We start from the raw sequence: 6,435 nt of genomic DNA, 5'->3' as shown, positions 1-6,435 counted from the left end.
GAGGCGTGTCGCAGGACTGGGGGCAGGGTCGACTGCCCCTAGGGACCGGGCCGGCTGCCCTCGGGGCCCGCACGGGCTGCACCCGGGCCCCCGGGGCGCCTCGGAACCCGGTCCATCGCAGGTCAGCGAGTACCTCACACGGCGTCCGGCCACCCGATGTGCGTGCTCCGGCTGCCCGTTGGGGCACGCGCGCTGCCCCCGCTACGGTCCCGACGGACACGGTTCGGCCGCCTACGTGGTGCGGGTCGGCGGCACCGCCACGGACGCCGCGCAGCACGCGGGTGCGCCGGCCGCGGTCCCGGCCGCCGCCGCGCCCGCCGAGCGATCGGCGGACGACGGGCAGGTACGAATCTGGGATCTCGTAACGGCCTCGCTCGTGGGCTCGGTCCCCATGACCGACCAGCAGGTGATGACTGTCAGCCAAGTGAACGGCAGACCGGTACTCGTGGCCGTCGTCAGCGAGGCGGAGGTCCAGGCTTGGGATGCCGAATCGGGCGATCCACTCGGGCCTCCGTCCCCAGTGCCAGATCGAGTGCACACGATCTCCCCCTACGAGTGCGGCGTTCTGGTAGGCAGCAAGGCTGGCCACGTCACGGCCCTCGGATGGGCCTGCTCCACAGCGGCGTCGATACTCCGCCCGACGCAGCCGACCGTCCACGTCACCCACGTCCTGGCGTGGTTGCCAGGCGAACTGCTCTGTGGCGATGCCCGCGCAGACGGATGGGAGTTGCACACTGTCGACGAGTGGGAGGGAGGACTGCCGCCTTCCCACGGCCTCGTCTACACCCGCCCCATCACTGCGACGACGGCCGAACTCCAGGATGCTCTCGTCGACGTACTGACACGCGAAGGATTTGAGGTCGTTCGGCTGGAGGCACACTGGTACGAGATCAGCAAGGTCAACGGCGTGACTGCCGATGGCCCTTGGCGATTTCCGGCGTACTCCGTTCATTGTCACTCGGAGGAAGGGCCAGAGCAGTGACGATCGTCGCAGTGCACGGCATCGGCAACCACCAAAGTGGCCGCTCGCCGGATCAGGCGGCCACCGAACTAGTGTGATGCGCCAGAAATCCTGATGGTTAGTTCTGCTCTGTTTTCTGGCTGGCGGTTCCGACCTTGGTGAGGTAGTCGGCGAGGGAGTTGAGGATCTCGTCGGCGGTCTTGGTCCAGGTGAAGGGCCGTGGGTTCTCGTTCCAGGTGTCGATCCACGCGGTGATGTCGTCCTCCAGGGCCTTCACGGACCTGTGGACGCCGCGGCGGATGAGCTTGTCGGTCAGCAGGCCGAACCACCGCTCGACCTGGTTCATCCAGGAGGAGCCGGTCGGGGTGAAGTGGATGTGGAAACGCGGGTGTTTGCTCAGCCACGTCTTGATCTCGACAGTGTTGTGGGTGGCGTAGTTGTCACAGACGAGGTGGACGTCGAGTCCGGCGGGCACCGCCTTGTCGATCCGGACCAGGAACTTCTTGAACTCAATCGCGCGGTGGCGGCGGTGGAGTTGAGATATGACAGTGCCGTCAGTGATGTTGAAGGCGGCGAACAGGCTGGTGATGCCGTGCCGGTAGTAGTCATGGGTCCGGCGCTCGGGCATGCCCGGCATCATCGGCAGCACCGGCTGCGAGCGGTCCAGCGCCTGAATCTGGGACTTCTCGTCCACGCAGAGCACGACCGCCTTCTCGGGCGGGTGGTGGTACAGGCCGACCACGTCGACGACCTTGGCAACGAACTGCGGATCGGTGGACAGTTTGAAGGAGTCCTGTAGGTGGGGCTTGAGGTCGAACTTCTTCCAGATCCGGCCGATAGTCGACTTCGACAGGCCGGTGCGCTGGGCCATCGAGGCCCGTGACCAGTGCGTGTCCCTGCCCGCGGTCGACTCCAAGGTGGCCACGATGACCTCCTCGATGCGGTCAAGGAGGATCGAGGGCGGCCGGCCCGAGCGGGGCTCGTCATGCAGACCGTCGAGGCGTTTGGCGATGAACCGGGCCCGTCAGCGGTCCACGGTCGACCTGTCGATGCCGAGGTCGGCCGCGGCCTGCTGGTTCGTCCCGCCCTCCGCGCAGCGCAGCACGATCTTGGCTCGCAACGCGAGGAACTGGGCGGTCTTCGCCCGCCGCGCCCACTGGGTCAGTTGCCTCCGCTCAGCCTCGTCCAGGACCAGGTCGGCCTTCGGTCGACCAATCCAGCCGGCGTCCTCAAGCCCAGCAATCCGCTCTGCGGCGAACGCCCGACGCCACTTGCCCACCGTCTTGGCCTGGACACCGACGATCCGTGCGACCGCCGCGTTTGATAAGCCGTCAGCGCACGCCAGGATGATGCGAGCCTTCTCGGCCGAGCGCCGGTGCGGCATTTTCGTCCGGCGCACCAACTCGGCACGCTCGGCGTCGGACAGTGTGATCTCCACAGCAGAAGGGCCCGGATGCGACATGGCAACAGGGTAGTAACTAACCATCAGGATTTCTGGCGCATCACACTAGAATGCATGGCTTGCAGCAGTCAACTTATGTGCAACGAGGGGTAGTTCGATCCAGTTCGACGCAGGGGGCATCCGGGGGACATGGCGACGCAACCCGTAAACCGTACCGATCCGGCCGCCAGTGAGGCGTGTCGGCTGCTGTGCGCCGGGGTCTATCTCGACGCGGCCTTCCGGGACAGGGTGATCAACGAGCTGTACGTCCACGATGAACGCGTCGTCGCGCCGTCCTCCGGCTTCGACGCGGCCAGGGTGCTGGCGCATGCGCTGCGCGCCCGACGCATCGATCTGGTCTGCGGCATGGCGATCCTGGCCGTCTGGACGGTGACCGTGATGCTTCTTCCGAATGTATTTTTCCTGCTGATCCCGGTCGTGGTCCTCGCCGCCGTACCGGCGCTGCGGGCGGGCGACCCTCGGGCGGGGCGGCCCCGCCGGGTGCTGGCCCAGTGCCTGCGCTGGTACGGGCTGCTAGCTCTGCTGAACACCGCCCTCACGACGACGGTCCTGGCGGCCGAGAGCCTGAGGTCGCTTGGTGGCGGGCCCACGACGGAGACTTTCACGGACATCCCGCTCCCGTGGCCGTACGGCGCCGTGGCCCATGTCGACCCGCGGCACGCATGGGCGGCGCTCGCCGTCTTCCTGATGTTGGCCTTGGCGGTTGGCGCTCAGCGGGCCATGGTCGCCGGCGCGCTGGCGGGCACCCTGTCCCCCTCCCGCTTCCCCGACCTGGCGGCCGACCCAGCGGAACAGGCCGACGGGTCGCGCTTCCACCGCGTACGCACGCTCATCCGCAGGGAGCAGCACGCCCCGCTGGTGCTGTATCGCGTCGGCGATCCCTTCTGCGGTTCGGGAACGCCACACGAGGCGTGGTCGACATCGGTCGAGCTGCGGCCGCGCAAGGGCCATGCGCCCGGGCCCCTGGACAACGACACGGTCCTGAACTGGATCCGCCAGGCCCTGGAGCCGTTGCGGGAACCGTCCGGCGGCGGTGCGCAGCAGGGCGCGGCGGCGGTGCGCGACCGGCTGCGCACAGTGGAAGCCGACGAGTACGTGTTCCTACCGGTGGACGGGCTGCCCAGTCGGCACGTGGCGCCGCACACCCAGGAGGAGTTCGAGCTGCACCGCGCAGCCTCGATCGAGGAGGGCGGCGAGGCCCGTCGGCACTGCCTGCGCATCCGCGTCGGCGGTTGGGGCGAGGGCCTGGTCGTGACGGTCTTCGTACGCGTGCACACGAGGGGAGGCGTCATGGTGCTGGAGCTCGCCCCCCATGTGCTGTGGCCGCTGCGCCCGCAGTTCCAGAACGCCGACCGGATCGCGCACCGCCTCCGCCACCAGAGTCTGGCCGGCAAGGCGCTCTGGGCGCTGGGCCATACCCCGGAAAGCCTCGGTCTGGCGCTGCGCCTCGGGGCGTCGGCGGTCTTTTCGGCCTGGGCCGTGGTCACTCTGGGCGACGGCCGGCTGCTTCCCGACGGCCCGGCGGTCTCTCTCCGCGAGCTGGGTTCGGACGATGAGCCCTCGCACGTCCAGAAGATGGATGCTGACCGCTACCTACGGGGCATCCAGGACCGAGTGACCGGCGGTGTACAGCAGGCGCTGTACGAAGCTGGTTGGCAGACCACTGAGGAGCGGACGGTCAACGTCGGCAACGGCGGTGTCTTCATCGACACTGTGCACGGCGCGGTCGGTGTCGGCGACCACAACGCGATCACCACCCACACCACCCCGCACAGCGGTACCGCCGCGAAGGAACGGAAGACACATGGCAACTGCTGACGCCCGCGGCAACGGCATCCGCATCGGCAGCGTCCACGGCGCCTTCGCCATCGGCGACCACAACATAGGGGCACGGAGCCCTCCGTCCGGGGCCACCCGCCGGTACGCCGCCGAGCGGCACGACGACGCGGGGAGCGGCGGCGACCAACACCACGGCGACGAACGCGACCGGGCAGCCGCAGGCCCGGTGCCGAACCAGCCCGCCGACGGCGTCACGCTGGCGGCGGGCCGACGACGCCGCCCACACAGCCTTCCCGCCCCGGGCATGCGCCCTGCTGCGAAGCCACCATCGTCTCCTCCCGCTTCCTCCGTCCCGTGATCGGCATGCTTGTCGGAGAACTCGCCCTTCTGGCAGGCTGGTTCGGCCGAGCACGGGAACGTTCGTCAGAGGAGATGGCCTTGGACTGGCCCGCATACCTGGCCTACGGGGCCGCGGGAGGAGCCATCGTGGAAGCCGTGGTCTTCTACGGCCGGGTCTCCACCTGGCAGGCTGCGCGGCACCGTGTGCTCGCCAAGGGCAGGGGGCGTCTGCCCCCACTGCGGCGCTATATCGACCTTCCCTCGGATCTTCTGGCCGCGGCGACCCGTCTTCTCCTCGGCGCGGCGGCCGGATGGCTGTTCCACTCCCAGATCACCGGTGTGTACGCGGCAGTCGCCGTGGGTGCTTCCGCTCCGGCGATGCTGAGGCAGGTCGGCGCCGCGAAGAGCGTCCGGGGCCTCGTAGGTCCCTCGTCGGGCGAGCCGGCCGAACGACAGCAACCACCTGGGGGCCCAGCTGCCGGTGACGCGGCGACGCCGCCGCCCGGGGCGGTTCTCGGTCTGGAGAGCGCGGGCGGGCAGTGGGGGGAGGGTGCCGGATGACAGCCCCTCTGCTGCAGCGCTACCGCGAATCGCTTCTGGCAACGGATCTCGCCGCTCGTCGGCCCACGGGAGAGCGGCCCGGCCCGTCCGCCCATCCGCTGTGGCGACGCTATGTCGCCTCGCTCCTGGACATCCCGCTCCCCCACCCGGCGCGCGCCACGCTGCCGGACGGCCGCAGCGATGCGCCCGTGACCGACTCACGCCGGCCGGTGGAGGCACGCATCCAGGAAACCGAGCTGGCGCCGGTGGTGGTGCGTCCACCTCTCCCCGTCCCGAGCGCTGCCGCGTGGCGCCCTCGTCGTACCCGGGTGCGTGCTCTGGTCGCGGCCGCTGCGCTGTGCGCGGCAGCGGTGGCCGGGGTGATGACGCTGCCGTACACCTCGTCGATGCCCACGCCCCCGGCCGACACGGTCGCGCCTTCAAGCTCTGCCGTTCCGGAAACACCGGACGGATACCGGCGAGTACACGACCCGGCGGGCTTCACCGTGGACGTTCCGCTGGGCTGGAGTCGCTCGCAGAAGAGCGATGGCGTCTTCTACCTGGCCGAGGGAGGCAAGAATCTCATCCAGATCTTCCGCGCCACCGCTTTGCTGACGACACCCTACGAATCAGTGAAGACAGCGGATCAAAACCTGTCGGGGAACCCGGGGTACAAGCGCATCCGGATGCAGAAGATCAGTTCCGGTGACGACGCCGCAGCGGAGCTCGAGTACTCCTACAACAGTGAGAAGTACGGCCCACGACACGTCGTTGACCGTGTATTCGTCGGAGACGACGGTAAGCAGTACGCCATCTTGATAGCCGGTCCGGCTGACCAGCGGCTGGAACAGCGCCGGCGACAAGAGGTCGTTCTGGGTTCCTTCTCCCTCACCGGGTGACCGGCTCGGCGGGACCGTCGGCCGCCTGCGCGGCCGGCCCCGCCGGGGCCGGCACTCCGCTGCGGGCCGGTCACCCGGTCGGTCCAGCCCCGCCAGCGGTACCGAGAACAGCACGCGTTCCGCGACGACCGGCGGTTCCCACTTTCCGGCGGCGTTCGCGGCCCACTCGGTCAGTGACCACACCTGCTGCCCGGACAGGGCCATGCCTTCGCTGTGCCGGGCCCAGCACGCCTGGGGCAGGTCGGAGCCGCAGTCCCGGGCCGAGGTCGCGCCGTGGGTGGTCAGGCGCCACATGATGCCGTGCCGGTCGGGGCCGCCGCGGGCGTCGGCCGGACGTCTCAGTCGGCCACCCGCCGACCAGCGGCGGCTCGGCGCCGGGCACGGCGGGCCGGGGGCCGCCCCCCCGGCGCGGGCGAGGGCCGGGCGGGGAAGTGGTCCCGGACCGCGCGCGCGAG

At 69.6% G+C, this 6,435-nt stretch carries 5 protein-coding genes and 1 pseudogene; 5 read left to right on the top strand and 1 reads right to left on the bottom strand.

Translation table 11 applies throughout. The features are described from left to right. Positions 1-391: 391 nt before the first annotated feature. Positions 392-982 (top strand): hypothetical protein, encoded by a 591-nt coding sequence (locus ACFWWQ_RS29430; RefSeq protein ID WP_384602294.1) that lies wholly within the window; start codon positions 392-394, stop codon positions 980-982. Between the two features lie 97 nt (positions 983-1,079). Here the strand turns inward: ACFWWQ_RS29430 and ACFWWQ_RS29425 are convergent. Beyond that, a pseudogene (locus ACFWWQ_RS29425) lies at positions 1,080-2,399 on the bottom strand (IS630 family transposase). 153 nt (positions 2,400-2,552) lie between these two features. On the opposite strand from ACFWWQ_RS29425, the gene ACFWWQ_RS29420 reads away from it, so the two are divergent. The 4 genes from ACFWWQ_RS29420 (at position 2,553) to ACFWWQ_RS29405 (ending at position 5,980) form a co-directional block, all read left to right on the top strand. Further along, positions 2,553-4,241 carry a hypothetical protein gene (locus ACFWWQ_RS29420; protein ID WP_384602292.1) on the top strand — a complete coding sequence of 563 codons (1,689 nt, stop codon included), beginning with the start codon at positions 2,553-2,555 and terminating at the stop codon, positions 4,239-4,241. Continuing rightward, the gene (locus ACFWWQ_RS29415; RefSeq protein ID WP_384602291.1) at positions 4,228-4,560 is read left to right on the top strand and encodes a hypothetical protein; all 333 of its coding nucleotides are present in this window, start codon (positions 4,228-4,230) and stop codon (positions 4,558-4,560) included. The genes ACFWWQ_RS29420 and ACFWWQ_RS29415 overlap by 14 nt, the downstream gene beginning before the upstream one ends. A gap of 80 nt (positions 4,561-4,640) precedes the next feature. Beyond that, on the top strand, positions 4,641-5,102 hold the full coding sequence (locus ACFWWQ_RS29410) for a hypothetical protein (RefSeq protein ID WP_384602290.1): 462 nt from the start codon (positions 4,641-4,643) through the stop codon (positions 5,100-5,102). Next, positions 5,099-5,980 (top strand): hypothetical protein, encoded by an 882-nt coding sequence (locus tag ACFWWQ_RS29405; protein ID WP_384602288.1) that lies wholly within the window; start codon positions 5,099-5,101, stop codon positions 5,978-5,980. Before ACFWWQ_RS29410 ends, ACFWWQ_RS29405 begins: the two co-directional genes overlap by 4 nt. Positions 5,981-6,435: the final 455 nt, after the last annotated feature.

This window comes from Streptomyces sp. NPDC059080, assembly GCF_042739975.1.
Lineage (GTDB): Bacteria > Actinomycetota > Actinomycetes > Streptomycetales > Streptomycetaceae > Streptomyces > Streptomyces benahoarensis.
The sequence above is the reverse complement of the archived record's forward strand: the minus strand, read 5'-3'. Positions and strand labels throughout refer to the sequence as shown.